The following is a 24,450-nucleotide window of genomic DNA, read 5'->3' as shown; positions in this document are numbered from 1 at the left end:
TTATGATTGTGATTTCCGAATTATTTAAGAGGCTGCCCATATTGCCTTTGTCGTTTTGTCCTCGCATCCTGTGCGAATGAGCGATGTATCCCCTTTCGACGAGATGCTGAGATCCGACAGATCCGTGCGCGATGCCTATCAAGCCTTCGAGACATGGTTCTCTTCGGAAGATCCCGCTCACCTGCGCGCCAAGGCCCGCGAAGCCGAAGCCGTATTCCGTCTGACCGGCATCACCTTCAACGTGTATGGCGCAGCGGGTGCGGGCGAACGCTTGATCCCTTTTGACATAGTGCCCCGGATTATCGCAGCACGTGAGTGGGCGAGACTGTCGAGGGGCATCGAGCAGCGTGTGCGGGCGCTGAACGCTTTCCTGCACGATATCTACCATCGCCAGGAGATCGTCCGTGCCGGCGTGCTGCCGGTTGAGATGATTGCCCGCAACGACGCCTTCCTGCAGCAGATGATCGGAGTCGATCCGCCGGGCGGCATCTATACCCATATTGTCGGCGTCGATCTGGTTCGCACGGGTCCCGATCAGTTCTACGTTCTCGAAGACAATGCCCGTACTCCGTCGGGCGTCAGCTACATGCTCGAAAATCGCGAGACGATGCTGCACATGTTTCCCGAGTTGTTCGCAAAGAACCGCATCCAACGCGTCAGCCGCTATCCGCAGTCACTGCATTCCAGTCTTGCTGCTTCCGCGCCGCGTCGGTGCGACCAGGACCCTGTCGTCGCCGTGCTGACGCCGGGTATCCATAATTCCGCTTACTACGAACACAGCTTCCTTGCCGATCAAATGGGCGTGGAGCTGGTTGAAGGTCACGACCTGCGCGTCGTCGACGGGCGTGTGGCAATGCGGACGACCGAGGGCTATCGCACCATCGACGTGCTCTATCGACGGGTCGATGACGATTATCTGGACCCGCTGAATTTTCGCCCCGACAGTCAGTTGGGCGTACCGGGTATCTTCGACGTCTATCGGGCTGGCGGGATCACGATTGCGAATGCGCCGGGCACCGGGGTTTCGGATGACAAGGCGATCTACAGCTACATGCCCGATATCGTCGAATTCTATACCGGCGAAAAGGCGATGCTTGAAAACGTGCCGACCTGGCGCTGCTCGGACCCCGACAGCCTCGCGCATGTCCTCGACAATCTCGAGGAGTTGGTCGTCAAGGAAGTCCACGGTTCCGGCGGCTACGGTATGCTCATCGGACCGACAGCGTCGAAAAAGGATATCCGCGAGTTCCGGGCCAAGCTGGAAGCGCGCCCGTCGAATTATATCGCCCAGCCGACGTTGGCGCTTTCGACCTGTCCGATTTTCAGCAAGGCCGGGCTCACGCCGCGACACGTCGATCTGCGCCCCTTCGTCCTGGTGTCCCCAAACGGAATCGAGATCACACCCGGCGGTCTGACCCGCGTGGCACTCAAGAAGGGCTCGCTGGTCGTCAACTCCAGCCAGGGCGGAGGCACCAAGGACACCTGGGTGCTGGAGGACGACTGATGGGAAACCCTGCCCAGAGCCGTTGCGCCCCGACCGCACACGATATTTCCGTGTCCCTGATCCGGGAGGTTGACCATGCTGGGTAAAACCGCGGGCGGCCTGGCGTGGATGTTCCGTTATCTGGAGCGTTCGGAAAACCTTGCGCGACTGGTCGAGACCGGTCAGCGAATAGCCCTGACCCGTCCCGATCGCGCCGAGAGCGAATGGGCTTCGGTACTCAAGACCGCGGGAGTTACCGCTTCCTACAAGGCGCACCACGACGATGTCACGGGTGAACAGGTGGTCGACTGGATTCTGCGTGGCAAGGACAATCATTCGTCAATCCTGAACTGTATCGAAGGTGCCCGGATGAATGCGCGCCTTGTCCGCACTGCCCTGACCCGCGAAGTCTGGGAGGCGGTAAACGAATGTTGGATGACGCTGTGCAGCGAACTGTCGCGCAAGGTCATTCCCCGCGATCTGCCGCGCACTTTGGGGGTCATCAAGCAGCGATCGGCCTTCGTGCGAGGTGCGCTGCACGGTACGATGCTGCGAAACGACATTTATGACTTCGCTCGATTGGGTACTTTTCTGGAACGGGCCGATGCCACCGCGCGTCTGCTGGATGTTAAGTATTACGTTCTGCTGCCATCGGCCGCCGGGGTTGGATCGACGCTCGACAATGCCCAGTGGGAAATGATCCTCCGCTCGGTGTCCGCCGAAGGTGCCTTCCGCATGGTGCATGGACGCAATCGCAAGCCTGCCGACATCGCGAAATTCCTGACACTGGATAGCCGCATGCCGCGGTCGCTGGCGTTTTGTTATTCCAAGATCGGTGATAACCTGGGCTATCTTGAGTCCGACTATGGTATCAGAATGCCCAGCCACGACATGGCCGAAGCGATGTGCCAGGATCTGAACCACGCCACGATCGAAACCATTTTCGAGAACGGCTTACACCAGTTTCTTCAGAACTTCCTCAGGCGGAACGGAGAGTTGGCGGTGCAGATCGAACTCGACTACAGGTTTTCGCAATGACGGATGCCCCCAGAACATCCCGCCTAGCCATTCGCCATGTGACCTCCTATCGCTGGTCCGAGCCGGTCACTTACGCCCTTCAGCAACTGCGCCTGATACCCAAAAGCCGACCCGGACAGCAGGTCGTGGACTGGGTGACAGACATCGACGGCGGTCAGATCGAGGTGTCGTTCGATGACGCCCACGCCAACACCACGCAACTGGTGTCGGTAGACTCGGGCCGGACCGATGTGACGATCACCGCCCACGGTATCGTTGAAGTGCAGGATCAGGCCGGCGTTATCGGAGATCAGGGGGGTTACATGCCGCTGTGGATGTTCCTGCGGCCCACCGATCTGACGCGACGCGGCAGCGGTACAATGGCTTTGGCCCGCGATGTCCGCGAGATCGAAGACCCTCTCGATCGTCTGCATGCGCTGTCCGCCGCGATCCGCGAAGCGGTTGGCTATGACACAGGCACCACCGAAGTGCATCAGACCGCAGAGGATGCAATCGCCGTCGGTTCTGGCGTCTGTCAGGATCATGCGCATATCTTCGTCACCTGCGCGCGCCTGCTGGATTATCCCGCACGTTATGTTTCTGGCTATCTGCGGATGAACGACCGCGACGAGCAGGATGCCACCCATGCCTGGGCCGAGGCACATCTGGAAGGACTGGGCTGGGTCGGGTTCGATATCTCGAACGGATATTCGCCCGATGACCGCTATGTGCGGGTTGCGACCGGACTCGATTATTCGGACGCCGCTCCGATCTCGGGTATTCGGCAGGGCCTTGGTGTCGAGTCGATGGACGTTAAGGTCACGGTTTCCGAGGCCTGAGGGTTGCGAAAATGGTGAAGCTGTGGCCGATGAATCGCGTCATTCCGTGAAATTTGACACGATTGCTTGACACAATCGCTGCCAAGGCTGACCTGTAGCCGCGACCTCATTCTGGACCTGATCCCATGACTTATTGCGTTGGCCTGCAACTCGAACGCGGCCTCGTCTTCCTCGCCGATACCCGCACCAATGCGGGCCTCGATAACATCTCCAGCTATCGCAAACTTTATACCTGGGAGGAGCCGGGCGAGCGGACGCTAATGCTGATGACCGCCGGTAACCTGGCTACGACCCAAGCCGTTGTCAGCCTTCTGGAGGAACGTAATCTGGCGCCCTCCGAACGTGATCCATCATTGATGAGCGCGCCGTCGATGTTTCAGGCCGCGCGCCTGATCGGCCAGACCTTGAAGGACGTGATCGCGCAGCAGCGGGCAGGCGGTCCGAATGCCGGCAGCACGTTCAACGCCACTATGATCTTCGGCGGACAGGTAAAAGGCGGTCCGCCGCGCCTTTATATGATCTACCCCGAGGGGAATTTCGTCGAGGCCCAGACCGACACGCCGTTTTTCCAGATCGGTGAGACCAAGTACGGCCGTCCCATTCTGGTGCGCGCTTATGACAACGACATGGATTTCGCCCAGGGCGTAAAGCTGTTGATGGTCAGCTTCGATTCGACCATTCGCGCCAACCTGTCCGTGGGAACGCCGCTCGATCTGCAAATCTACGAAACCGACAGTCTGAAGCTGGGGTATTCGCGGCGCATTCTGGACACCGACGAGGATTGGCGCGCCGTCTCGGACGGCTGGTCCGATGCCTTGCGGCAGGCCTTCGACAGCTTGCCCGACGTCAACCTCTGAATAAATGCCCGGAGCGGCCCCAAAGGCTGCACCCTGCGGCGCTTTGCATGTTGAAGTCGCAGGCCTCTCCGCTACCGTCCGCACATGCTTTTGTCCGTGCGCGCCGTCGAGAAATCCTTTGAGACCACCGATGGCCCGCAGCCTGTTCTGCGGGACGTGTCCTTCGATCTGACGGCGGGCCGGACACTGGCCCTGACGGGTGAAAGCGGGTCGGGCAAGTCCACGCTGCTGCATCTGGTGGCTGGGTTAGATATACCTGACAGCGGCACCATTCTGGTCGAAGGCCAGGACATTGCCGCCATGGGAGACGGCGCGCGGGCGGCGATGCGACGCGATACTGTCGGCCTGGTGTTTCAGCAGTTCAACCTGATCCCGTCGCTGAATGTGGCCGATAACCTGACATTCCATGCGCGTCTTGCCGGGCGGGACCCCGGCAATATCTTCGCTTTGGCCGAAAGGCTGGGTCTGGGCGATCACCTGCATCGGTTCCCCGAACAATTGTCGGGTGGGCAGCAGCAAAGGGTCGCAATAGGACGCACGCTGGCGGCACGTCCCCGACTGGTGTTGGCGGATGAGCCGACGGGCAACCTCGACGAGGCGACGGGCGATGCGATGATGGCGCTGATGCGTGACATGGCGGTCGAGACAGGCGCGGGCTTTCTGATGGTGACGCATTCGGAGCGGCTGGCCGCCATGCTGGACGACCGCCTGCATCTGCGCGCGGGCCGGATCACATGAGGGTGCGCCATGAATAGAGCAGCATTGGACGCACTGCTTGCGCATTGGCGACGACATCCACTGCAATTGCTGACGCTGGTGGTGGGGTTGGCGCTGGCGACGGGCCTCTGGACCGGTGTGCAGGCAATCAACGCGCAGGCGCGCCTGTCCTACGCCCGCGCCGCCGCGACACTGGGGCAGGATGCTCTGCCGCGCCTGGAAGGACCGCTGACTTTGGCGGATTTCGCCACGGCGCGGCGGGCCGGATGGCCTGTGACCCCCGTAATCGAAGGCAGGGTTCCCGGCACTCATCTGCGCCTTCTGGGCATCGACCCGTTCACCGCACCTCCATCGGCCGCGACACCGGATCTGTCGCCCGAAGACGCATTGACCGGTTTCCTGACCGGCGATCTGGTGTTTGTCGCGCCGGATGTCACGCTGCCCGAAGGATGGCCCGAAGCGCGCATTGCGCCCGACCTGGCCCCGGGTCTGGTGATCGCGGATATCGCAGCGGCGCAGGCAATTCTTGGAACGCAGGAAGTGTCGCGCCTTATGGTCCTGCCCGGCGTGCGGCCCGATTTAAGGCCATTGACCGATCTGTTCCCGGATACACGGCTGGTGCAGCCGACGGGCAGCAGTGATATCGCGCGATTGACCGACAGCTTTCACCTGAACCTGACGGCCTTTGGATTGCTGGCCTTCGCGGTCGGCCTGTTCATTGTCCACGCCGCTATTGGTCTCGCATTCGAACAGCGTCGCCCCCTGTTCCGGACCCTGCGCGCGCTTGGATTGCCTGCGCGGCGGTTGACCTTCTTGCTGGCCGTCGAACTGGCGGCCTTCACGCTGATTTCGGGGACGTTGGGCATCCTGCTGGGCTATCTTGTTGCGGCGCTCCTGCTGCCAGGTGTCGCAGCAACGCTGTCTGGGCTGTATGGTGCGGGCGTCGCGGACACCCTGTCCCTTTCGCCAGTCTGGTGGTTGTCGGGGTTCGCGATGGCGGGCATCGGGCTGGCTGTCGCAGGCGGACAGAGCCTCTGGCAACTTGTCCGCCTGCCGGTTCTGGCCCCCGCCATGCCGCGTGCCTGGGCCCGCGCGCGGGCCGCGACATTGATGCGACAGGGCATCGGGGGGGGCGGATTGCTGATCGTCGCAGGCGCTCTGGCCTTGTTTGGAAACGGACTGGTCATAGGATTTGTCTGTCTGGGCGCGCTGTTGCTTGGGGCCGCACTGCTGCTGCCGCCAATGCTGTCCGGCGTGCTGGCTGTGGGCGCGTCGCGGGCCAGGGGGGCCGTGGCGCAATGGCTCTGGGCCGATGCGCGGCAACAGGTTCCCGGACTGAGCCTTGCGCTGATGGCGCTGCTGCTGGCGCTTGCCGCGAATGTCGGCGTGAGCACAATGGTCGGCAGTTTTCGCGCGACCTTCACCGGATGGCTGGATCAGCGGCTGGCATCTGAGCTGTATCTTTATGCCAATGATGCAGAAGAAGCGGCGGAGATGCAGGCCTATGTCATCGACAAGGTTGATGCCGTACTGCCTGTAGCATCGGCGGAGACGGTGCTGGAGGGCGCCACGGGCGACGTCTTCGGGCAAGTCGATCATCCGACTTTCCGCGACAACTGGCCCCTTCTGGATGCAGTGCCGGGCGTCTGGGACAGGCTTGCGACTGGAGAGGGTGCGCTGATCAACGAACAACTGGCTCGCCGTACGGGTCTGTGGGCCGGGGCAGAAGTCGATCTGGGGCGCGCGGGGCGACAACAGGTTCTGGGTGTCTATTCGGACTATGGTAATCCGCTCGGTCAGGCGATCCTGACCGACACGCTGTTTCGCCAGACTTTTCCCGAGGCCGTGACGACCACCTTCGGCCTGCGACTTGATCCTGCGGACGTTCCCGCCCTGGCCCGCGACCTGACCGAACGGTTCGACCTGCCGCCTCGCCGGATCGAGGATCAGGCCGGAATCAAGGCGTTTTCGCTCAATGTTTTCGAGCAGACCTTCGCCGTCACCGCTTCGCTGAATGTGCTGACGCTGGGCGTGGCGGCCTTTGCGCTCTGGGCGTCTTTGACGACGCTGGGAGCGATGCGGGTGCCGCAGGTCGCGCCGGTCTGGGCGCTTGGCATGACCCGGTCGCGGATCGCACTCGCCGATTTGGGACGCGCGCTGTTGCTGGCGGCGTTCACGGCGGTTCTGGCCATTCCGACAGGCATCGCGCTTGCATGGGTGCTTCTGGCGGTCGTCAATGTGCAGGCTTTCGGCTGGCGCCTGCCGCTTTTGCCCGATCCAGCCGGTTGGTTGACACTGGCGATCTGGTCGATGGTCGCAGCGGGGCTGGCGGCAGCACTTCCGGCGTGGCGGCTGTGGCGAATGGCGCCCGCCGATCTTGTAAAGGTATTCGCGCATGAACGTTAGGGCTCTGATCGCGGCTCTGTGGCTGGCCTTGCCTCTACACGCGCAAGGCTTCGCCGGACTGGGGCAGGCAGCGGATGGATTTGCCCTTCCGACACCAAATCCAACATTCGATTTTCCTGCCGACCTAGGCGCACATGATGATTATCGCATTGAATGGTGGTATCTGACGGCGTCGGTGCAGGACGCGGACGGACAACAATACGGTGTGCAATGGACATTGTTCCGTTCGGCCCTGACGCCCACGGGGCCTCAGGTCTGGATGGGACATTTCGGCCTGACGACGCCGGATGCGCATTACACCGGCGAGCGGTTCGCACGCGGCGATGTCGGGCAGGCCGGTGTGACGCCCGCACCTTTCGAGGCCTGGATCGACGACTGGTCGATGGCGGGCGACGATCTGGATGCGCTGACCTTGCGGGCGTCAAACGGCGAAGTCGGCTATGCGCTGGATCTGACGGCACAGGGGCCGCTGGTGTTTCACGGCGACGGTGGCTTTTCGGTCAAGTCCGCCTCGGGGCAGGCCAGCTACTACTATTCGCAACCGTTCTACGACGTGACCGGAACGCTCGACCTGCCCGACGGGCCGGTGTCCGTGACCGGCAAGGGCTGGCTGGACAGGGAGTGGTCGTCGCAACCGCTGGAGGCCGATCAGGAGGGATGGGACTGGTTCTCACTGTACCTGGACGACGGCGCGCGGCTGATGGCGTTTTCGCTGCGCGGCGGGGAAGGGTTTCATTATGCCTCCTACATTGCAGCGGATGGCACGATGTCGCCCTACTATGGCGATGCTCTGATCGCAGAGCCGCTGGAGACTGCGACGGTCGCAGGGCGCAACGTGCCCGTGCGCTGGCGGCTGGCCCTGCCGGATCGGGACATCGATTTGACGGTTGATGCGGTGAACCCAGACAGTTGGCAGGCCACGCTCTTTCCCTATTGGGAAGGTCCGGTCACGGCTACCGGAACCCATACCGCGACCGGATATCTGGAGATGACGGGTTATGAGTGACCCGTTCGGACAGTTGGATGATCTGTTGACGCACGTGTGGGGCCGTCTCGCCCGTGGCGCGCGGGTGTCGGACGACCCGTTCCGATTTGTCACTCTGGCGACGATCGGTACCGATGGACCCGAGGCGCGGACGGTCGGGTTGCGGGCGGCGGACCGGGATGCGGGTACCGTCGAGGTTCATTCCGACCTGCGCACCGCCAAGGTTCGTGCGTTGTCCCGCGATCCAAGAGCCGCGCTCCTGTTATGGGATGCCGCAGCGCAGCTCCAGGTGCGGCTGACGCTGACGATGACACTCCTGCCCGCAGATCCCGCCCGCTGGTCTACGGTGCCACCGTCATCCCGCCTGAACTATGGCACCGACCCCGCCCCCGGCGATACGGTCGATGCGCCGGAAGATGTGACCCGCACGCCAGAAATCGAACGCTTTATTGTATTATCGGGGTGTGTTCGCGTGATCGACGCCGTATCGCTCTCCCATGACCCACACCGTCGTGCGGTCTTCACGGGCACGGTTGGCCGTTGGATCGCACCCTGAACCGCTAACAGATTCTTCATCTCTTGCCCCTAGACCAGACTGGCGGAGGTATGAGGATGGCCGACAAGGACGACAACAAAAGACCAATCATTGTCAAGCGCAAGAAAGTGATCGCGGGTGGTCATCATGGCGGCGCTTGGAAAGTGGCCTATGCAGATTTCGTGACCGCGATGATGGCGTTCTTCATGCTGATGTGGCTGCTCAATGCGACGACCGACAAGCAACGCAAGGGGCTTGCCGACTATTTTAGCCCGACCATAGCCGTCAGCCGCGTATCCGGCGGTGGGGAAGGCGCGTTGGGCGGACGGTCGATGTCTGCCGATGCCAGTCAGGTGCAATTGGGTCGGGGCGGCATCACCTCGTCCGAAGCTAATGGCACGACCGTCGAAGATGCCGAGCTGATGGCGGTTGAGGCCGCGATCTTTGGTAAAGGCGGCGACAGTCTGCTTGACGAAGAGATGTTGCGCCACGTTTCCGTGCGGCTGAGCGACGAAGGACTGGTAATCGAGTTTTTCGACCTGCCCAGCTCACCCCTGTTCGAGGGCGTTGCCCCGACGCCACTTTTACGCAAGTTGATCCGGTCGGTAGGGGGTCAGCTTCGCGCCCGTCCCAACGCCATTGCCATTGCGTCGTTCATTGCCGCCGAGCCGGTCGTCACACGACGGCCACAGGTCTGGCGGATGTCGAATGGTCGCGCTGATGCCGTGCGTCGCCTTTTGCCCGTTGCAGGGGTGTCCGATGCGCGGGTCGTGCGTGTAACCGGGCATGCCGACCGTCGGCCGGTCGCCTCCGATCCGCTGTCCAGCCGTAACAATCGTATTGAAATCATTATCCTACGCGACCGGGTGGCGCCGAGACGATAAATGACGGCGGCTATGACGAACAAAAGCCACTGCCATTAGCAGGCCCTTAAGACTTCGTCCGCCATGGTCGGGCGAAGACGACTCAATGTCGCTACCAAACCGAGATACCGAAAGGACCGCCGATGACGATTTCCTCTTCCCTCAATGCAGGTGTCACGGGCTTGAATGTGAACGCCAGCCGCCTGGCTACCATCTCCGATAACATCGCGAATTCGGCCACGTTTGGGTATAAGCGATCGACGGCGGACTTCCATTCCCTCGTTTTGGATCAAAGTCGCGGTGCTTATTCTGCGGGCGGGGTGCGCGTTACCACCGGTCGCGCCGTAGAACAGCGCGGCACGCTGATCACAACGAACAATCCTACCGATCTTTCGGTTACGGGCCGGGGCATGTTGCCGGTGACACCGATCACGGCGGTGGCGTCGGGATCCAGTGATCTCCCGCTGCGAATGACGTCAACGGGATCATTTCGCGCCGATGCCAACGGTATCCTTCGCACGGCCAGCGGCCAGGCTTTATTGGGCTGGCCTGCAAATCAGGATGGCGGAATTCCAAGCTATGCACGTGACACCATGGGCGGCTTGATGCCCGTGCGAGTCGATGCCAATCAGTTCGAGGGGGATGCCACGACGAGAATTTCTCTCGGTGTGAACCTGCCGGCGACCGATACGTCTTTCGATTCAAGCGGCGGATCGCGTACGATGGCGCTCGAATATTTCGGTAATCTCGGTCAGGCGCAGAACCTGGATATCACCTTCGTTCCGACAATCCCGGCCAGCGGATCCAGCAACGAATGGACCATTCAGGTCAATGATGCGGCTCAGGGCGGTCTGCTGGTCGGCGAATTCACCGTGCAATTCGATGATACACGCGACTATGGCGGCACGATTTCCAGTGTCACGACAGGTTCTGTAGGCGCTTATGACGCGGGTACAGGTCTGATCACCGTCGGTGCACAGAGTGGAGCGTTGGAACTGGACATCGGGCGCCCGCTGGAAGCGCGTGGCCTGTCTCAGTTATCGGACACCTTTGCACCGCTGTCGATCACCAAAAACGGCTCTCCGGTGGGCAATCTTGCATCGATCGAAGTTGATGCGCTGGGCATGCTCTCGGCCATTTACGACAGCGGGTTCACCAAGACGCTCTATCAGATCCCGATTGTCGATGTTCCGAACCCGAACGGACTCAAGCCTCTGGCGAATCAGACTTACCAGGTCTCGTCCGACAGCGGCGCGTTCTATCTCTGGAACGCCGGCGACGGCCCGGTCGGCGATGTGATCGGCTTCTCGCGCGAGGAAAGCGCTACCGACGTCGCTTCTGAGCTGACGCAGCTCATCCAGACGCAACGAGCCTACAATTCGAATGCGAAGGTTATCCAGACTGTCGACGAGATGTTGCAGGAAACGACTAACATCAAGCGCTGATTGTGCTTCCCGAACAGGAGTTTCGATATGAGTCTCTCTTCCTCGCTCAATATTGCGGTCGCCGGCTTGGACCTCAGCTCGCGCCGGGCTGAAGTCGTGGCACGCAATGTCGCGAATGCGGACCGCGCCGGATATGCCCGCCGCAGCATCGACATGGGTGGACCGGGCGTGGGCGTACCTGGATCGCTTGTCACGATTTCGCGCGACTCTGATCCCAGGCTGGTGCTGATGCGGAGGGAGGCACAATCCCGACAAGCTGGCGAAGAAGTCCTGCAATCGTTCTACGCACGATTAGATTCTGGCATCGGGGACCCTGATCAGTCGGGAAGTCTTTCAGATCAAATAGCCCGCCTCGACGCTGCATTTGTCACTGCTGCCGCCGATCCCCGATCTGTTGTTGGAATGACGGAAATTGCCAATGCCGCAACAGATCTTGTAGCGCTGATAAACACGCTGGATGACGTCATCCAGGATGAGCGCCAATCCGCAGATACAGACATTGGACGCGTCGTTGCGCAGTTGAACAGTGATCTCGCAGACGTAGCACGGCTAAACACTGATATCCGGCGTCTTAGCTCAGGGGGCAACGATGCCGCCGATCTTCAAGATCAGCGGGCGCTTCTGATTGATCGTATTTCCGCTCAGGTACCGGTGCGCGAACTGGCTCGGGACGATGGTGCGGTTGCCCTTGTCTCCAAGGGTGGACTTCTTCTGCTGGACGGTCGGCCTGCGACACTGGGCTTCGACACGCGCGCACCGATCACGGCTGAAATGTCAGCACCGACCCAGTTGTCCGGGCTGCGTGTGAACGGTCGAGATGTGGGCACAACCGGGACGCCCAGCGGAATTCCAGGCGGTGCTCTCGAAGCATTATTTAAAATAAGGGACGATGTTGCGCCACAGGCGACGTCGCGGCTGGATGGTTTGGCAGCCGATTTGATCGAACGGTTCGAAGCCGCAGATGTCGACACGACGCGGATGGTCGGCGATGCAGGCCTGTTTACAGACCGGGGCACCGTGATTGCGGCTGTTCCGGACCCAGGTCTAGCCGGTCGCCTGGAGGTCAATGAACGTATACTACCTGATGCCGGTGATGACTTGTGGCGCTTACGTGATGGTCTTGGGGCAATGGCAGAGGGCACAGGTGTGGATGCCTCCCTCATCCTGCGCTATGGTGCGACACTTTCCAAGCAGGCACAGCCATCCAGTGGTGGCTTGCCGGGTATAACCGCAAGCTTGGCGGGCCATGCCGCATCATTGAAATCTATAGTTTCAAGTGAACGTCTTGCGATGGACGACCGCGTAGCATTCAGCATGATCAGCACAGAGGGCCTGGATGCTGGACGCGATGGTGGCCAAGTCGATATCGACACCGAAATGCGTCGCCTTGTTGAAATTGAACAAGCGTATGCAGCCAATGCGCGGATCGTTCAGGCTGTAAGCGACATGATGAACCGCCTGACGGAGATCTGATATGCTTAACAAGACGACACTCACACCTCTGATTGCGCCGCGCGACCTGTCGGCAGATACCCGGGCTCGTCTGGATGTCTTGACGGAAGAGCTTGCAAGCGGTCGGTTTGCAGACATCGGACGGGCTTTGAGCAGCGACTTTTCGACATTCTCGCGTATTTCCCATGCCTTACGGACCCAAGACGCGCGGCAAGGCGCATTGAGTCGTGCGGGGACATGGCTCGACTCTGTGCAAACTGCGATGTCGTCGATCCAGTCGATCGGAAGCCGAGTGACAGAAGGTTTGACATCTGCACTCGTACCAGGCGGCTCCGGGCAGGTCGATGCGATTGCCGCGACTGCGAGTGGTGCCTTGACCGATATCGCCGTCGCCATTGGTTACAAACTGGGTGGACGCGCGGTCTTTGCAAATGGAGACCCGTCCGGGCGTCCTCCGGTCGATATTGACGCCTTGGTCGCTGAAACCATTGCGCTGGCGACGTCAGCAACTGATGTGTCTGAGCTGCTCCAAGCATTCGATGATTACTTTGCTACCGGCGGCGGGTTCGAGACAAATGTCCTCTCGGCCTATCCAGCGGATCCAACCGTCTTCCCATTGGGCGGAGGAATGTCTCTCTCGATACCGGTCGCCGCTGGCGACATGTCCATCCGGGACGCATTGAAACAGACTGCTTTGATTGCGTCCCTACCTGATGCGGGGTTCGAAATAGATGATACTGCGCGAAAGACGTTGTCTCGCGAGCTTCCGGTTCGCGCGTCCATGGTTGTGAGCGGTCTGGTGTCTACGCAAGCCGAATTGGGTGGGGTGCAAGCTCGTGTATCCCGATTCCTTGATACCTTGGGCACGGAACGTGCCAAGCTGGAAGCTCGCAAATCAGAAGCCGTGGGAGCTGATCCGTTCCAGACGGCTGCAAAGGTTCAGGCTGAAATGACGCGGCTGGAGACGATCTATTCAGTTACGGCGCGACGGGCAAATCTGCGGCTGACGGATTATCTGCGGTGATCCGACAATTGAGACTTCTTCTAATGCAGTCAACATCGTTTTGTCGCGCTATCGGCAGACTAACCATAGTATACACATCATCTGTCATAGTCGTGTTTATCCTTGGATTGATCGTGACCACTTCGCCTATCGCTGCACAGTCAATCCGAATCAAGGATCTGGTGGAATTCGACGGAGTCCGTGGCAACGATCTGGTTGGATATGGTCTGGTGGTTGGACTGAATGGCACCGGTGATGGATTAAGGAACGCTCCTTTCACAGAAGAGATCATGACGAATATTCTGGAGCGTTTGGGTGTGAATGTGACCGGGGAACAGTTCCGGCCCCGAAATGTTGCGGCTGTTATAGTGACTGCCGCCCTTCCACCATTCTCCCGGAGCGGGGGACGTATTGATGTAACCGTGTCTGCTATCGGAGATGCTGAAAGTCTTCTGGGGGGGACATTGGTTATGACGCCACTCACAGCGGCGGATGGCGAAATCTATGCGGTGGCGCAAGGTACGATCATTGCGGGCGGGGTTTCTGCTACGGGTGACGCGGCGAGCGTGGTCGAAGGCGTGCCTACGGCAGGCGTCGTTCCGGCTGGCGCACGCGTCGAGCGCGAGGTAGATTTCGATTTCTCATCGATGACGCAGATCCGCCTTGCCTTGCGAAGTCCGGATTTCACGACGGCACTGCGAATTGAAACTGCCATCAATCGCGAAACCGGTCGCGATGTTGCGCGCATGCTGGATGCCGGAACGGTCCTGCTGGATATCGGGCGTGCTGGAAAGGCTTCTCCGGCACATGCGCTGAGTGCAATCGAAAACGTCACGATAACTCCTGAACAACGTGCGCGGGTCGTCGTTGATCAGGCCTCGGGCACTATAGTCATGGGCAGCACTGTGCGAATTTCTGAAGTCGCCGTGTCGCAGAACAATCTGACACTGCGCATTGAGGAGGCACCCATTGTGGTACAACCTAATCCGTTCGCGGAAGGCCAGACTGTTGTGGTCCCGCGCACCGGGGTCGCGCTGCAAGAAGAACCGGGGCCCGGGCTTGCACTGGTTCAGGGCGGTACGACCTTGTCGGATGTGATCGCGGGATTGAATGCACTGGGAGTTTCTGCCCGCGACATGATTGATATCCTAAAAAGTATCAAGGCCGCCGGAGCAATGCATGCGGAATTCGTGGTTCGATAGAATGTCCTGGTACTCCTGAGCACAGTTAAGTCTTAAATATCAAAGATTTAATTGTCTCACCCGAGGCGGTTGATAGATCGGACCGCACAAGCTGTTTGCTGTTACGGCACCGTCTGGAATGGATTTTTTAGGCAACTTACTTTCCAATACAAAGTTGCATTGAAGGAGCACAATTCATGGCCATGACTGTGGCTTGAACACTTTTACTCGCTGCAACATGTTCGGCAATTTGAGCCTTCTGTATCTCGGCTTTGCTATGTTGCCCCCCCCGTCAGCGGCCTTGGCCGAAGCTGCTGACGGGGGCGTATGGCGTCTGAACCTTGTGTGGTTTGACCATGTTTTCTAGCGAGCCAGCCCCGTCTCTTTTCATCATCGCGAACAGTTGCATTGTAAGCGTAGGATCGCACCGCGGCTTAGGTGTTTGATCCCACGGTTTGATGGTGCGATCCATTCGATGGACTGGAAGGAAGCACACACGGCGCTTGTCGATTTGGCGCATTCAATCGGTGCGTTGGTGTAATTTGAGACCACTGAGGGACAGGAATGGCGTCTGTGGTCCACCCTGGAGACTACCGGGATCGCGACGCGGCAATTGCCGCCTGCGCAAATCAAAGCCTTCGCGGCCAGCCGGGAAATGCCATGACGCTGAAGGCAGCGATGTAGAGGAACATCTGAAAAACCTCGGCTTGGCGGCGTGATCTGGTAGGTTCGGATCGAACGACAAAGGAACCCGCCGATGCCCAAACGGATGACATTTGCCGCACTCTCCCACGCCACCAAGAAGAAGGTGACGCGGCGGGAAAAGTTCCTGTCCGAGATGGATGCTGTGTGCCCTGGTCGCGGCTTTTGGCATTGATGCGAACCGCATTACCCGAAGGTGGGCAGCAAGGGTGGGCGACCGGCGATGCCTTTGAAAACCATGCTGCGTATTTATTGCCTTCAGCAGTGGGATGCGCTGAGCGATCCGATGGCCGAGGAAGCCTCTACGACAGCGACGCTATGCGCCGTTTCGCCGGTTTGGAACTCGGAGATGACCGTATTCCGGACGAAACCACGATCCTGAACTTCCGCCACTTTCTGGACCACCATGCGTTGCCATAGGCAATCTTTGCCGAAGTGAAGCACATCTGGCCGAGAAGGGCGTGATGCGGCGCTCTGGCACGCTGGTCGATGCGGCGATCATCGACTCTCAGCCCTCGACGAAGAACAAGTCTGGCAAGCGTGGCCCCCGAGATGACGAGTACGAAGAAAGGCAACGGTCGGTATTTTGGCATGAAGGCTCACGTCGATGCCGATAGCGGCGTGGTGCATAGCCCTGAGGCCTCAACGGCGAAAGTGCAGGACTGCCGTGTCTGGGACGAGCTTCTGCATGGTGGTGAAAACCTGTCTGGGCGGACAAGGCTTAGTGGACAAGGCTTGTGTCATCGCCGAGCGTGAGGCCACATTCGACGGTCCCGGCAAGTTTTGGGGGGTAATGCGCAAGCCCGGGCGACTCGCTGCACCCCAGTGATGAGCACATCAACCGTCTGATTGCCAAAGGCAGGTCCAGGGGGCGAGCATCCGTTCCGGGTGTTGAAACGCCAGTTCGGCTACATCAAGACCCGATATCGTGGGCTGGCAAAGAACCGGGCGCAGTTGTTCCGCCTGTTCGCTTTCTGCAACCCGTATCTGGACCGAAGGCGGCGGATGGTGCGACGGGATGAATTCACCAAAGATTGGACGATGGCAGTGAAAACGCGGCGAAACCGCCAGAACAGAGGGGAAATCAGCTACCGCAAGTCAAGATCAGATTGAAACCGCCAAGCCGAGGCGTTGTTCAGATGTTTCTAGAACTGAGCGTGTCAGATGCGGGATCGAGGGCTGCAGTGCATAGAGGCAATCGTCCAACAAAAGCAGTGTGTGGCGCCGGAACGCGACGACCATTGCCTCATTTGCATCGCAATGAGCAGTAGATCGCGGCTCTTTCGGCCCCGTCTTGGCGATCCTTAACGATCTCACGCTTTCGCCACTTGGCGGCTGTCTTCGGGTTGATGCCCCGATCCCGGCCCAGGATGTGGAGTGACTTGAGAAAAGTATGGCGCGGTGTCCCAGAGGCAGGGAGTTGGCTTTTGCGATCCGTCAAGATCCTGCGCGTCTTCGCCAGTCCAAAAAAAAGCGCATGTGAGGCTTCGCCCACCGGACCATCCTGCCCGATACGCCACTTGGGCGAATATAGGTTGGGATCACGAACAGGAATCTCAGGTTGGATCTGCATCGGACGGTCCGGGTAAAAGATTTGGAGTTGCCTTGTTCCCGGTCCGGGCGGGATATACATCCCCCTTCATGCTGCGCTTCCCCCCTTTCCGCCGTAAATCGTCCCGTAAGGTTTCCGTGTTGCGTTTGCAGGGCGTCATCTCGGCGACCGGCGGGCGGGGCGCGCTGGCGCATGCATCCATCGCAGCGGTAATCGAGAAAGCCTTCCGTAAGGGAAAGCCCGATGCCGTGGCACTGGCGATAAACTCACCCGGTGGGTCGCCCGTACAGTCCGCACTGATTGGAGCGCAGATTCGTCGACTTGCGGATGAAATCAGCTTGCCGGTTCACGCTTTCGTGGAAGATGTCGCCGCTTCTGGGGGATATTGGCTGGCGACTGCAGCGGATGATATCTGGGTCGACGACAGTTCGATTACCGGCAGCATCGGTGTCATCTCGGCCGGTTTTGGTTTTCAGGACTTGATCGCTCGTTACGGTATCGAACGGCGGGTCCATACGGCAGGAGAAGACAAGTCGATGCTGGATCCCTTTCGACCTGAAAGGGCGCAGGACATCGACAGGCTCAAGGCCGTGCAACAACGGATTCATACCCATTTCATCGCTCACGTAACAGCCCGTCGGGGCGAACGCCTGAATAGGGAGAAGGATCTTTTTACGGGAGAGATCTTTATCGGGGCCGAGGCTGTGACCGCAGGACTGGCCGACGGTGTCGCGCATATGGTGCCGAAATTGCAGGAGCTTTACGGTAAGAAGGTTCGCCTGGTTCATCTGGGTCAGCGCCGCCCGCTTCTTCAACGCTTTATCCCCGGTATTCTGTCCGATGCCATTGGTGCGGTCGAGGATCGCGTCGGCTGGACAAGGTATGGCCTCTGAATGATCTTCAAGATCGTTACACTCTTTCTGATCGGTATGGCCGTACTCGCCATGTTCGGGCGCTTGCGATTTCCGGGCGGCGGACGTTTGACACGTAAGACCTGCGACAATTGCGGGGCCCCTCGTGTTGGCAGCGGGGCTTGCCCTTGCGAAAAGGAATGACGCGCCGATGATCGTCGAATTCCTGATGGTGGCTGTCGGTCTGCTGATCCTGATTTTCGCTGGCGATGCCCTTGTCAAAGGTGCTGTGAACCTTGCGCTGCGGCTGGGCATTCCTGCCTTGGTGGTCAGCTTGACGGTTGTGGCCTTCGGCACCTCGGCCCCCGAACTGTTGGTCAGTGTGCAGGCAATTCTGGATGGGGCACCGGGGCTCGCACTGGGTAACGTCGTGGGGTCGAATACAGCCAACGTCCTGCTTGTACTGGGCATCCCTGCGATTATTGCGACAATGCACGTAGCGGGTTGCGATACACGTCGCGATTTCCTTTACATGCTTGCCGCGACATTGCTGTTCATCGGGTTTTCCCTGACCGGAAATCTGGTCTGGTGGCATGGCGTCATCTTGTTGATTGTTCTTGCTGGGATCCTTCTGGCGACTTTCTTTTCCAGTCGAGCCGAAGATATCGAGGTCGAGGGGGCAGAACCGGGATTGCCGGGTTGGAAGATCACGGCTTATCTGATCCTTGGGCTGATCGGGCTGCCGCTGGGCGCTAATCTTCTTGTCGAGGGAGCCACGTTGATCGCGCGCGAATTCGGGGTCAGCGAAACTGTCATCGGCCTGACACTCGTTGCTATCGGAACGTCCCTGCCGGAACTGGCCACCACCGTCATGGCGGCTCTGCGCAGGCATGCGGACGTGGCCCTGGGGAACGTCATTGGATCCAACCTTTTTAACCTGTTGGGTATCATTGGGGTCGCGGTCCTGATTGGTCCGATCCCGGTTGAAACGTCTTTTCTGAAGTCGGACCTCTGGGTTATGCTGGCGGCGACCATGCTTTTGGTGCCGTTCGTGTTCTTTGGGCGGGATATCACCCGAACCTGGGGAGTCGCGCTGACCGGTTTGTATTTATCATATCTTGTTTGGGCCTTGACATGAGGGCTCTGGTCACTGGTGCAGGTGGCCGACTGGGCGCGGCCATGGCGATCGAGCTTGCCCGTCTTGGTCACGATGTCGCTATCCATTTTGCCAGCAGTTGCAACGGGGCTGAGGACACGGCCGAGGCGGTTGCATCCGAAGGGCGCAAGGGAGTGCCGGTGCAAGCCGATCTGCTAGATCTGGATGCCTGCGAAGCATTGGTCGACAGGGCGGCTGGCGTCTTGGGCGGGCCGCTGAACGTGCTTGTCAACAATGCCTCTATCTTTGAATACGATGATATCCATACCGCCAGCCGCGAAACATGGGACCGTCATATTGGATCCAACCTGCGTGCCCCATTAATCCTGACGCAGGCGTTCGCTGCGCAGGCCCCGGCTGTCGCATCGGATGGCGCGCCATTGGCGTCGGGTTGCATCGTGAACATGATTGACCAGCGGGTCCGCAAGCTGACGCCGGAGTTCATGACCTATACCCTGGCGAAATCGGCGTTGTGGACCTTGACCCGGACGACGGCGAGGGCACTGGCACCTGCGATCCGGGTCAATGCGATCGGACCCGGTCCGACGCTGAAGGGAAGTCGACAATCTGCCAAGCATTTTGCCGCGCAACGGGCTGCGACCGTTTTGGGTCGTGGATCGGATACCGATGATGTCGTAGGGGCGTTGCGCTATATCATCGGTGCAAAGGCTGTGACGGGCCAGTTGATTTGTGTCGATGGCGGACAACATCTGGCCTGGCAGACACCGGATGTGATCGGGCGCGAATAAGCGTTTCAGGATGGGATGCGGCGGCCTGAACGATAATTACTCCACCTGCCGTCAGGGTAGGAAAATGGATGCTGGCTCTGCGCAGACAGCAGCATGACTAAATTTATCGGGATAAAATAATCTATTTATATTAGTGTCTTACGATAAATATGAGTTTTGCAATAATGTAACAGGTTTGTGAATTTTCCGTTGCATCACAGAGGGCTGATAAATTGCCCCTCAGGTTTATCCACAGAACAGGACTCGCTTGCACCCCTTGATCTCCTGGTGCATCCGAGGCAGCGCCGAAAGGAATCGCAAACGTATGACCGGGACCACGAAAGAGACGCGAAAGCTGACCGGACCCGAGGTCATAAAACGTTTCCTGCGCACGCTGGACGGGTCTCCGGGCGTGTATCGGATGCTGGATGAACAGAACCGGGTTCTTTACGTCGGCAAGGCGCGCAACCTGAAGAACCGGGTGGCGAGTTACACGCGGTTGCAGGGGCATTCGGGTCGGATTGCACGGATGATCGCGGAAACGGCCTCGATGATGGTGCTGACGACCGAGACGGAACTCGAAGCTCTGTTGCTGGAGCAGAACCTGATCAAGCAACTCAAGCCGCGCTATAATGTGCTGCTGCGCGACGACAAATCGTTTCCCAACATCGAAGTCACGACAAGCCACAGCTTTCCGCAGATCCGCAAGCATCGCGGCAAGAAGGGAGACGGCCTGTATTTCGGACCCTTCGCCAGCGCGGGGGCCGTCAATCGTGTCCTGAACCAGTTGCAACGCGTATTCCTGTTACGAAACTGTTCCGACAGCGATTTCGAGACGCGCACGCGGCCTTGTCTGAATTATCAGATCAAGCGCTGCAGTGCCCCTTGCGTCGGTCTGATTTCGGCTGCGGACTATGCCTCCAGCGTCAAGGATGCGGAGCGGTTTCTGCGGGGCGAAACCACCGGCATTCAGGAAAAACTGGCCGGTGAAATGGCGCGCGCAAGTCAGGATATGGAGTTCGAACGCGCGGCCGCCATGCGTGACAGGATCAAGGCATTGACCAACGTGCAGTCAGTGCAGGGCGTGAACCCGCAAGGCGTGGCCGAGGCGGATGTCATCGGCCTGCACATGGATGGCGGACAGGCCTGCATTCAGGTGTTCTTCATCCGCGCCAACCAGAATTGGGGCAACGTGGATGTCTATCCGCGCGTTGCCGACGACATGAATCCGACCGAAGTGATGGAAGCCTTCCTCGGTCAGTTCTATGACGGGAAAGAGCCGCCGAAGATGCTCCTGCTATCCCATGCCATTGAAGAAAGGGATCTTATGGTTGAGGCGCTGTCGGAACGCGCAGGTCGCCGGGTGCAGCTTCTGGTGCCGCAACGGGGCGAAAAATACGATCTGGTCCAGGGCGCGGTGCGGAACGCACGGGAAAGCCTTGGCCGAAAGATGTCGGAAAGCGCCACGCAGGCCCGGTTGCTGAAGGGCATCGCCGAGGCTTTCGATCTTCCGGCCCCACCAAGGCGGATCGAAGTTTACGACAACAGCCATATTCAGGGAAACTTCGCCGTCGGCGCCATGATCGTTTCGGGTGCAGAAGGCTTCGAGAAATCGCAATATCGCAAATTCAACATTCGGGGTGACGAACTGACGCCCGGCGACGATTTCGGCATGATGAAAGAGGTGCTGACCCGGCGATTCAAGCGGCTTCTGAAGGAAGATCCGGAACGGACCTCCGGCATGTGGCCTGACCTGTTGTTGATCGACGGCGGTGCGGGGCAGGTCAGTGCCGTGCGACAGATCCTTCGTGATTTACAAGTCGAAGAGGTTGCCATGGTCGGCGTCGCCAAGGGCGTCGACCGCGACCACGGGAAGGAGGAGTTTCACCGCACAGGCCTGCGCCCTTTCGCGTTGCAGCGTAACGATCCGGTCCTTTATTTCGTTCAGCGTCTGCGCGATGAAGCGCACCGATTTGCGATCGGCACCCACCGCGCCAAGCGCGCGAAGGCCTTCGTCGCGAACCCTCTGGACGAAGTGGCGGGCGTGGGTCCCGGTCGCAAGCGGGCCTTGCTGGCCCATTTCGGCAGCGCCAAGGCGGTGTCTCGCGCCGCGCTGGCGGATCTCAAGGCGGTCGATGGGATCAGTGACGCCCTTGCCGAAACGATCCATGCGCATTTCCACGACAAGGGCTGATGCGAAGGTCGGGCGCGATCTAATCGAACCGATCCTTGGCGCTCCTGCTATGGTCGAGCGCGAGCAGGCAGGTTACAGATGCAATCAATGACCTGGACCATACCAAATATCCTGACCGTATTGCGCCTTCTCGCGGCTCCTGGTGTGGCAGTCATGTTCCTGTTCTTTGCCCGGCCCTGGGCGGATTGGTTTGCACTCGTGCTGTTCGTCACCGCCGCCGTCACCGACTGGTTCGATGGTTATCTGGCGCGTGAATGGAAGCAGGAGACCCGCTTCGGCGCGATGCTCGATCCGATTGCCGACAAGACGATGGTCGTGATCGCACTGCTGGTGGTGACCGGCTTTTCCGGGATGAACGCATGGATTTTGCTGCCCGCTACGCTGATCCTTTTCCGGGAAGTATTCGTCAGTGGGCTGCGCGAATTTCTGGGCAACACGGCTGGACTGCTCAAGGTCACCAGGCTGGCTAAGTGGAAGACGACGGCACAGATGGTTGCGTTGGCCGTCCTGTTTTCGACCGGGATATTCAAATATCATTTCGCCGAACGCGTTCAGGACATGGATGGACCGACGATCGGCGCGATCCTTTCGGGCGATCTGCCTGACGAGTTTTTCCTTGGCCGACTGCTCTGGTGGCAGGATGCAACCTTCTTTGCCGGCGTTGTCTTGCTGTGGATCGCGGCGGCCCTGACGGCGATCACCGGATGGGATTATTTCATAAAGGCAAAACCTTTTCTGATGGATCGGCAGAGATGAAACTTCAGGTTCTGTATTTCGCATGGCTGCGTGAGCGCATCGGTCTGGGGCGTGAGGATGTGATAACCGAAGCTGCCACGGTCGCGGACCTCATTGCGGAATTGCGGGCACGCGAAGATCGCTATGATCTGGCGTTTTCAGACATGACGGCGGTGCGCTGCGCCGTCGATCAGATGCTGATGCCGCTGGACACTTCGCTGGTCGGCGCGCGCGAGGTCGCATTCTTTCCGCCGATGACGGGCGGTTGATGTCGACGCCCTCCATTCGTGTCGTCGTCAGCGAGGACGATTTCGATCTGGGGACCGAAGCGGCGGCGCTCGAGGCTGGCCCGGACACCGGGGCGGTTGTGACATTCACGGGACGGGTCCGAGACGTGGCCGACGGGCTGCGGCACATGCAGATCGAACATTATCCCGGTATGACGGACGCTGCGCTGACCGACATCGCGCAACAGGCGATTGCACGATGGCCGCTGTCAGGAGTCACTGTGATCCATCGATATGGCAAGCTTCGACCCGGCGACCGGATCATGATGGTTGCCACGGCATCGCGGCATCGTGATGCCGCGTTTGAATCGGCTGCGTTCCTGATGGATTACCTCAAGTCCCGCGCACCCTTCTGGAAGAAGGAAGTCACCAATCAGGGTGAAGGTTGGGTCGCGTCCTGTGACAGCGATGAAGCCGCGCTTGATCGCTGGGGCAAACCCTGATCATCAGCGCCGTGAGGCGCGCCGAAGAATTTCCGCTGCATTAACGCCGCCCAGATCGGAAGCCGACGGTTCTACCCCGTGGTGCTGCGTCTGGGCCTGCCCTGCCATGCTGCCGCGCAATTCTTCGGCAAGGTCTTCGCCAAGGCCGGCCAAGACCTCGGGCGAGACAAGCAGACTTTCGGCGGGGATGCCTTCGACATAGATAATCTCGTGTGCATCGAAAAGAAGGTGGAAATAGTCGACGTGCCCACCCCGGCCACGCCAGATGGTTTCGCCGTTCACCAGATGCCGGGCACGAACCAGCAATTCCGCCATTCCTATGCCGATGGTATCGTGGCGTTGATAGATGAACAGGCGGTGATCCGGCGACAGGACCAGATCCTCGGCATTATTGAGCGCGTTGCGCGCGATTACGACCGGGGCGTTCGATCCTTCGGCCCGGACGGTCTGCATGCCGGTCCAGCGCACTGGCTGAGGACCATTGTCGCGGGTCAGGACGCGGTCGCCAGCGGTCAGTTGTTCGACAGGGATCTGCAACCCGTTTGCCATGGTGATCCGGGTCCCGCGCGCGAAGCTGACCTGAGAGACATGGTTCAGTTCGCCGTCAACCGTACTGGACGAAATCAGGGTATATTCATCCGACGACGATAACGGTCCCAAAGGCAGTGCCAGCCGTTGTCCTTCTATATCCAGAACGAGGACCTCGACCGATGCGCCCCGCTCCCCCATGATCTGATGTCGGGCCAGCGGAGTCACGATCTGGCCGGCGGCTCCGACTGAAGAGCCTTTGGCCACGACGGACTGAGCCCCTTGACGGCCCAGAACCAGTTCCTGCGACATCGCTTTCGGGTCCAGAATATAGATATCGCCGGCCACGACATCGGTGACGTTACCGATGGCATCGCCCATCAGCGCACCCGTTTCAACAGAGAGGGCTGCGGCTGGATATACAGTGCAATGGCTGAGGGCAGTCAGCAGAGGGGCAGGTTTTGTCATTTTTTCAGTATTCCAGATCGTCA

At 59.6% G+C, this 24,450-nt stretch carries 21 protein-coding genes and 2 pseudogenes; 21 read left to right on the top strand and 2 right to left on the bottom strand.

Going from position 1 to position 24,450, the window contains the following annotated elements:
• The first annotated feature begins 76 nt into the window (after positions 1-76).
• The 14 genes and pseudogenes from BMY38_RS00870 to BMY38_RS00805 form a co-directional block, all read left to right on the top strand.
• Positions 77-1,504, top strand: a complete 1,428-nt coding sequence (locus BMY38_RS00870) for a circularly permuted type 2 ATP-grasp protein (protein ID WP_092758891.1) — start codon at positions 77-79, stop codon at positions 1,502-1,504.
• 75 nt (positions 1,505-1,579) lie between these two features.
• Complete coding sequence (locus BMY38_RS00865) at positions 1,580-2,521, top strand: alpha-E domain-containing protein (RefSeq protein WP_092758889.1); 942 nt, start codon at positions 1,580-1,582, stop codon at positions 2,519-2,521.
• Positions 2,518-3,339, top strand: a complete 822-nt coding sequence (locus tag BMY38_RS00860; RefSeq protein WP_092758887.1) for a transglutaminase family protein — start codon at positions 2,518-2,520, stop codon at positions 3,337-3,339. The genes BMY38_RS00865 and BMY38_RS00860 overlap by 4 nt, the downstream gene beginning before the upstream one ends.
• Before the next feature lie 125 nt (positions 3,340-3,464).
• Positions 3,465-4,196 carry a proteasome-type protease gene (locus BMY38_RS00855; protein ID WP_092758885.1) on the top strand — a complete coding sequence of 244 codons (732 nt, stop codon included), beginning with the start codon at positions 3,465-3,467 and terminating at the stop codon, positions 4,194-4,196.
• Positions 4,197-4,280: 84 nt separating this feature from the next.
• On the top strand, positions 4,281-4,934 hold the full coding sequence (locus BMY38_RS00850) for an ABC transporter ATP-binding protein (protein ID WP_092758883.1): 654 nt from the start codon (positions 4,281-4,283) through the stop codon (positions 4,932-4,934).
• Positions 4,935-4,943: 9 nt separating this feature from the next.
• A complete protein-coding gene (locus BMY38_RS00845; protein ID WP_092758881.1) occupies positions 4,944-7,319 on the top strand; it encodes an ABC transporter permease in 2,376 nt (791 codons plus the stop codon).
• On the top strand, positions 7,309-8,325 hold the full coding sequence (locus BMY38_RS00840) for a lipocalin-like domain-containing protein (RefSeq protein ID WP_092758879.1): 1,017 nt from the start codon (positions 7,309-7,311) through the stop codon (positions 8,323-8,325). Before BMY38_RS00845 ends, BMY38_RS00840 begins: the two co-directional genes overlap by 11 nt.
• Positions 8,318-8,860: a pyridoxamine 5'-phosphate oxidase family protein gene (locus BMY38_RS00835; RefSeq protein WP_092758877.1), complete on the top strand. Its 543-nt coding sequence runs from the start codon at positions 8,318-8,320 to the stop codon at positions 8,858-8,860. Before BMY38_RS00840 ends, BMY38_RS00835 begins: the two co-directional genes overlap by 8 nt.
• A 56-nt stretch (positions 8,861-8,916) precedes the next feature.
• Positions 8,917-9,723 (top strand): flagellar motor protein MotB, encoded by an 807-nt coding sequence (locus BMY38_RS00830; RefSeq protein WP_092758875.1) that lies wholly within the window; start codon positions 8,917-8,919, stop codon positions 9,721-9,723.
• 122 nt (positions 9,724-9,845) lie between these two features.
• Complete coding sequence (locus BMY38_RS00825) at positions 9,846-11,147, top strand: flagellar hook protein FlgE (protein WP_092758873.1); 1,302 nt, start codon at positions 9,846-9,848, stop codon at positions 11,145-11,147.
• Between the two features lie 27 nt (positions 11,148-11,174).
• Positions 11,175-12,620 carry a FlgK family flagellar hook-associated protein gene (locus BMY38_RS00820; protein ID WP_092758871.1) on the top strand — a complete coding sequence of 482 codons (1,446 nt, stop codon included), beginning with the start codon at positions 11,175-11,177 and terminating at the stop codon, positions 12,618-12,620.
• Between the two features lie 352 nt (positions 12,621-12,972).
• Positions 12,973-13,623 carry a flagellin gene (locus BMY38_RS18015; RefSeq protein WP_175495729.1) on the top strand — a complete coding sequence of 217 codons (651 nt, stop codon included), beginning with the start codon at positions 12,973-12,975 and terminating at the stop codon, positions 13,621-13,623.
• 92 nt (positions 13,624-13,715) lie between these two features.
• On the top strand, positions 13,716-14,804 hold the full coding sequence (locus tag BMY38_RS00810) for a flagellar basal body P-ring protein FlgI (RefSeq protein WP_245737460.1): 1,089 nt from the start codon (positions 13,716-13,718) through the stop codon (positions 14,802-14,804).
• Positions 14,805-15,552: 748 nt separating this feature from the next.
• Positions 15,553-16,493, top strand: a pseudogene (locus BMY38_RS00805) (IS5 family transposase); the annotation flags it as partial.
• Between the two features lie 120 nt (positions 16,494-16,613).
• Here BMY38_RS00805 and BMY38_RS18330 read toward each other — a convergent pair.
• Positions 16,614-16,869: pseudogene (locus BMY38_RS18330) on the bottom strand (IS481 family transposase); the annotation flags it as partial.
• 257 nt (positions 16,870-17,126) lie between these two features.
• Between BMY38_RS18330 and BMY38_RS00795 the strand changes: the two are divergent.
• From BMY38_RS00795 to BMY38_RS00765, 7 genes are all read left to right on the top strand, one after another.
• A complete protein-coding gene (locus BMY38_RS00795) occupies positions 17,127-17,930 on the top strand; it encodes a S49 family peptidase (protein ID WP_092758865.1) in 804 nt (267 codons plus the stop codon).
• Between the two features lie 169 nt (positions 17,931-18,099).
• Positions 18,100-19,026, top strand: coding sequence for a calcium/sodium antiporter (locus BMY38_RS00790; RefSeq protein ID WP_092758863.1), 927 nt, complete (start codon positions 18,100-18,102; stop codon positions 19,024-19,026).
• Entirely contained in the window at positions 19,023-19,793 is a 771-nt protein-coding gene (locus BMY38_RS00785; RefSeq protein ID WP_092758861.1) for an SDR family oxidoreductase, read from the top strand. Before BMY38_RS00790 ends, BMY38_RS00785 begins: the two co-directional genes overlap by 4 nt.
• A gap of 304 nt (positions 19,794-20,097) precedes the next feature.
• On the top strand, positions 20,098-21,966 hold the full coding sequence (gene uvrC, locus BMY38_RS00780) for an excinuclease ABC subunit UvrC (RefSeq protein ID WP_092758859.1): 1,869 nt from the start codon (positions 20,098-20,100) through the stop codon (positions 21,964-21,966).
• An 87-nt stretch (positions 21,967-22,053) separates the two neighbouring features.
• Positions 22,054-22,722 carry a CDP-diacylglycerol--glycerol-3-phosphate 3-phosphatidyltransferase gene (gene pgsA, locus BMY38_RS00775; protein ID WP_092758857.1) on the top strand — a complete coding sequence of 223 codons (669 nt, stop codon included), beginning with the start codon at positions 22,054-22,056 and terminating at the stop codon, positions 22,720-22,722.
• Positions 22,719-22,970 carry a MoaD/ThiS family protein gene (locus tag BMY38_RS00770; protein ID WP_092758855.1) on the top strand — a complete coding sequence of 84 codons (252 nt, stop codon included), beginning with the start codon at positions 22,719-22,721 and terminating at the stop codon, positions 22,968-22,970. The genes pgsA and BMY38_RS00770 overlap by 4 nt, the downstream gene beginning before the upstream one ends.
• On the top strand, positions 22,970-23,431 hold the full coding sequence (locus tag BMY38_RS00765; protein ID WP_245737459.1) for a molybdenum cofactor biosynthesis protein MoaE: 462 nt from the start codon (positions 22,970-22,972) through the stop codon (positions 23,429-23,431). Before BMY38_RS00770 ends, BMY38_RS00765 begins: the two co-directional genes overlap by 1 nt.
• Positions 23,432-23,434: 3 nt before the next feature.
• On the opposite strand, the gene BMY38_RS00760 is transcribed toward BMY38_RS00765, so the two are convergent.
• Positions 23,435-24,340, bottom strand: a complete 906-nt coding sequence (locus BMY38_RS00760) for a Hint domain-containing protein (protein ID WP_175495728.1) — start codon at positions 24,338-24,340, stop codon at positions 23,435-23,437.
• Positions 24,341-24,450: the final 110 nt, after the last annotated feature.

This window comes from Jannaschia helgolandensis (genome assembly GCF_900109285.1).
Classification (GTDB): domain Bacteria; phylum Pseudomonadota; class Alphaproteobacteria; order Rhodobacterales; family Rhodobacteraceae; genus Jannaschia; species Jannaschia helgolandensis.
Note: the sequence above shows the minus strand (reverse complement) of the source record. Positions and strands in the feature narration are given on the sequence as shown.

Coding starts and splice junctions, on each gene's coding strand:
- BMY38_RS00870 (WP_092758891.1), top strand. CDS start 77: ATGAGCGATGTATCCCCTTTCGACGAGATGCTGAGATCCGACAGATCC.
- BMY38_RS00865 (WP_092758889.1), top strand. CDS start 1,580: ATGCTGGGTAAAACCGCGGGCGGCCTGGCGTGGATGTTCCGTTATCTG.
- BMY38_RS00860 (WP_092758887.1), top strand. CDS start 2,518: ATGACGGATGCCCCCAGAACATCCCGCCTAGCCATTCGCCATGTGACC.
- BMY38_RS00855 (WP_092758885.1), top strand. CDS start 3,465: ATGACTTATTGCGTTGGCCTGCAACTCGAACGCGGCCTCGTCTTCCTC.
- BMY38_RS00850 (WP_092758883.1), top strand. CDS start 4,281: ATGCTTTTGTCCGTGCGCGCCGTCGAGAAATCCTTTGAGACCACCGAT.
- BMY38_RS00845 (WP_092758881.1), top strand. CDS start 4,944: ATGAATAGAGCAGCATTGGACGCACTGCTTGCGCATTGGCGACGACAT.
- BMY38_RS00840 (WP_092758879.1), top strand. CDS start 7,309: ATGAACGTTAGGGCTCTGATCGCGGCTCTGTGGCTGGCCTTGCCTCTA.
- BMY38_RS00835 (WP_092758877.1), top strand. CDS start 8,318: ATGAGTGACCCGTTCGGACAGTTGGATGATCTGTTGACGCACGTGTGG.
- BMY38_RS00830 (WP_092758875.1), top strand. CDS start 8,917: ATGGCCGACAAGGACGACAACAAAAGACCAATCATTGTCAAGCGCAAG.
- BMY38_RS00825 (WP_092758873.1), top strand. CDS start 9,846: ATGACGATTTCCTCTTCCCTCAATGCAGGTGTCACGGGCTTGAATGTG.
- BMY38_RS00820 (WP_092758871.1), top strand. CDS start 11,175: ATGAGTCTCTCTTCCTCGCTCAATATTGCGGTCGCCGGCTTGGACCTC.
- BMY38_RS00795 (WP_092758865.1), top strand. CDS start 17,127: ATGCTGCGCTTCCCCCCTTTCCGCCGTAAATCGTCCCGTAAGGTTTCC.
- BMY38_RS00790 (WP_092758863.1), top strand. CDS start 18,100: ATGATCGTCGAATTCCTGATGGTGGCTGTCGGTCTGCTGATCCTGATT.
- BMY38_RS00785 (WP_092758861.1), top strand. CDS start 19,023: ATGAGGGCTCTGGTCACTGGTGCAGGTGGCCGACTGGGCGCGGCCATG.
- uvrC (WP_092758859.1), top strand. CDS start 20,098: ATGACCGGGACCACGAAAGAGACGCGAAAGCTGACCGGACCCGAGGTC.
- pgsA (WP_092758857.1), top strand. CDS start 22,054: ATGACCTGGACCATACCAAATATCCTGACCGTATTGCGCCTTCTCGCG.
- BMY38_RS00770 (WP_092758855.1), top strand. CDS start 22,719: ATGAAACTTCAGGTTCTGTATTTCGCATGGCTGCGTGAGCGCATCGGT.
- BMY38_RS00765 (WP_245737459.1), top strand. CDS start 22,970: ATGTCGACGCCCTCCATTCGTGTCGTCGTCAGCGAGGACGATTTCGAT.
- BMY38_RS00760 (WP_175495728.1), bottom strand. CDS start 24,340: ATGGGCGATGCCATCGGTAACGTCACCGATGTCGTGGCCGGCGATATC.